Raw genomic sequence first — 2,928 nt, forward strand, 5'->3', positions numbered from 1 at the left:
CGGGCGCAGCCGCCGGTGGGCAGCACGTGGTTGGACCCCGCGCAGTAGTCGCCGAGCGAGACCGGGCTGTGGGCGCCGACGAACACCGCGCCGGCGTTGCGCACCCGGGCGGCCACCCCGGCCGCGTCCTCGGTCTGGATCTCCAGGTGCTCCGCGGCGTAGGCGTCGACCACGCGGACCCCGGCGTCGAGGTCGGCCACGAGGATCGTCCCCGACTGCGGGCCCGCGAGGGCGGTGCGGATCCGCTCGTCGTGCTTGGTGGTGCCGACCTGGGTGGTGAGCTCGGAGTCGACGGCGTCGGCGAGCTCCGTCGACGTCGTCACCAGCACCGACGCGGCCGCGGGGTCGTGCTCGGCCTGGCTGATGAGGTCGGCGGCGACGTGCACCGGGTCGGCCGTGGCGTCGGCCAGGATCGCGATCTCGGTGGTGCCGGCCTCGGAGTCGATCCCGATCCGCCCGCGCAGCGTCCGCTTGGCCGCCGTCACGTAGACGTTCCCGGGGCCGGTGACCATGTCGACCGGCTCGAGGTCGGCGCCGTCGGTGTCGGTGCCGCCGTAGGCCAGCAGCGCGACGGCCTGCGCACCCCCGACGGCCCACACCTCCTCGACGTCGAGCAGCGCGGCCGCCGCGAGGATCAGCGGGTGCGGCCGGCCGCCGAACTCGCGCTGCGGCGGCGAGCAGACGACGAGGCCCTCGACTCCCGCGGCCTGCGCCGGGACCACGTTCATGACCACGCTGGACGGGTAGACCGCCAGCCCGCCGGGCGCGTAGAGCCCGACGCGCGCCACCGGTACCCAGCGCTCGGTGACGGTGCCGCCGGGGACGACCTGCGTCGTGGTGTCGGTGCGCCGCTGGTCGGCGTGGACCGCGCGCGCCCGGGCGATGGAGGTCTCCAGCGCCGCCCGCACCTCGGGGTCGACCGCCTCGAGGGCCTCGCGCAGGGCCGCCGTCGGGACCCGCACCGACTCCGAGCGCACGCCGTCGAAGCGCTCGCCGTACTCCAGCACCGCGTCGACCCCGCGCTCGCGCACCGCGTCGAGGATCGGGCGGACCCGCTCGACCACCGCGTCGACGTCCATCTCCGCCCGCGGCAGCATCGCGCGCAGCGCCGCGGGCCCGGGGACCCCGCCGCGCAGGTCGGATCGCGTGAGCAGGGATGTCGTCTCGGCCACGGAAGCCAGCCTAATCGGGGTCCCCGACGGCGTCGGAGCCCGCGGCGGGGGCACGATGGTTGTGGCAACAACCGAGTTCCACCCGAGGAGCCCCATGACGGACGCGCAGCGTCGCCCCCTGCTGCAGATCATCGTCGCGAGCACGCGACCGGGCCGGGTCGGCGAGCCGATCGCGCGGTGGTTCGGCGACTACGCCCGCGAGTACGAGGCCTTCGACGTCGAGATCGTCGACCTCGCCGACGTGGCCCTACCGATGTTCGCCGAGCCGGAGCACCCGCGGTTCGCCCGCTACACGCTCGACTCGACCAAGGCCTTCAGCGCGACGATCGCCCGCGCGGACGCCTTCGCGATCGTCTTCCCCGAGTACAACCACAGCTACAACGCGGCCCTGAAGAACGCGCTCGACCACCTCAACCAGGAGTGGGCGCGCAAGCCGGTCGCCCTGGTCAGCTACGGCGGCGTCGCCGCGGGCGCCCGGGCCGCCGAGGCGCTCATCCCCGTCCTGGTCGGGCTGCAGATGGTGGTCGCGGGCACCGTGCCGATCCCGTTCGCCGGGCAGCGCGTCTCCGGTGAGGGCGAGGCGCGGACGTTCGAGCCGGCCCCGGAGACCGAGGCCGGTGCCAAGGCGGCGCTCGACGGGCTCGGGTCGTGGCTGGAGATCCTGGGGCTGCGCGGCGCACGCTGAGCCGAGCGGCTCCTGACGTCAGAAAGTCCCGTGGCCGACACTGGGTGTCGGCCACGGGCTTTTCTGACGTTCAGGTGGTGGAGCCGCCGATCACTGCCCGTTGCGGGTCACCGAGAACGAGTTGGTCCGCAGCCCGGTGCCGCCGGTCCACGGCTCGAACCCGGCCTGCACGCTGGTCAGGTACCAGGCCGGCTTGACCACGCCGCGCAGCGTCGCGTCCCGGACGAACGCCTCGATCGGCAGGTTCGACACGGTCGTCGTCGGGGTCGCCCGGACGTAGGAGATGACCGGCAGGTCGGTCTTGCCGTACCAGATCGTCCAGGTCGTGCCGCCGATGTTGACGTTGTAGTACGGCTTGCCGATCGGCTGGACCCACGACGTGCGGTTCAGCCAGATCATCATCTCCGCGCCGGTGTTGCGGGCGGCGTTGGTCTTCGTCGGGTCGAACCAGATGTCGTAGGCGGTGTTGTACTGCTGGGTCCCGCCCGCCGTCGGGCCCTTCGTCGACCAGTTCGACCGGACGGTGCCCAGCGAGGAGACCTGGGCCGGGAACGGCGAGGCGGCGGTGCAGAAGCCGTAGTTGCAGCCCCGCAGGATCGACGGGTAGCCGGCCGGGCCGCCGTTGTTGGTGTGCTGCGCGATGTCGACGTTGAAGCCGGTGTCGAAGGGCGTGATGCACTGCTGGGTCGTGGCGCCCCAGCGGTCGTTCTGCACGAGGTACTTGCCGGCGCCGACCGTCTTGGACCCGAACGGGTCGCAGATCTGGCCGGGGACCGGTGCGGGCGTGGTCACGGGCGCCACCGGCGTCACGGGCGCCTTGGTCGTGGCGGTGGTCGTGGCGGCCGCGGCGGCGGCGGGCACGGGCGGCGCGGGCGTCGGCGTCGCCGCCATGCCCACCGCGTTCCCGACGAACACCGACGCCAGCGTCACGACGAGCGCGAGCCCGGCCGCGAGCAGGTAGCGGGTCCGGCGGGTGGCCCGGGCTGCCGCCCGACGCACCGCGGCGCGGCCGCCGCGAACTCGGGTCTGGTCCGTCATGATCTGCTCGTTCCCCCTGTGAGGTGGGCCGGG

3 protein-coding genes are annotated in these 2,928 nt (G+C 73.8%); 1 reads left to right on the plus strand and 2 read right to left on the minus strand.

The features are described 5' to 3' along the window. A partial coding sequence (hisD, locus tag AC0CYZ_RS08835; RefSeq protein WP_472214362.1) for a histidinol dehydrogenase occupies positions 1 to 1,154 on the minus strand: 1,154 nt, incomplete at its 3' end. 112 nt (positions 1,155 to 1,266) lie between these two features. Between hisD and AC0CYZ_RS08840 the strand changes: the two genes are divergently transcribed. Continuing rightward, positions 1,267 to 1,857 carry an NADPH-dependent FMN reductase gene (locus tag AC0CYZ_RS08840; RefSeq protein WP_472214358.1) on the plus strand — a complete coding sequence of 197 codons (591 nt, stop codon included), beginning with the start codon at positions 1,267 to 1,269 and terminating at the stop codon, positions 1,855 to 1,857. 90 nt (positions 1,858 to 1,947) lie between these two features. On the opposite strand, the gene AC0CYZ_RS08845 is transcribed toward AC0CYZ_RS08840, so the two are convergent. Further along, the gene (locus tag AC0CYZ_RS08845; protein WP_472214360.1) at positions 1,948 to 2,895 is read right to left on the minus strand and encodes a GH12 family glycosyl hydrolase domain-containing protein; all 948 of its coding nucleotides are present in this window, start codon (positions 2,893 to 2,895) and stop codon (positions 1,948 to 1,950) included. Positions 2,896 to 2,928 lie beyond the last annotated feature (33 nt).

The organism is Actinomycetospora sp. (assembly GCF_055612215.1).

Coding starts and splice junctions, on each gene's coding strand:
- AC0CYZ_RS08840 (WP_472214358.1), top strand. CDS start 1,267: ATGACGGACGCGCAGCGTCGCCCCCTGCTGCAGATCATCGTCGCGAGC.
- AC0CYZ_RS08845 (WP_472214360.1), bottom strand. CDS start 2,895: ATGACGGACCAGACCCGAGTTCGCGGCGGCCGCGCCGCGGTGCGTCGG.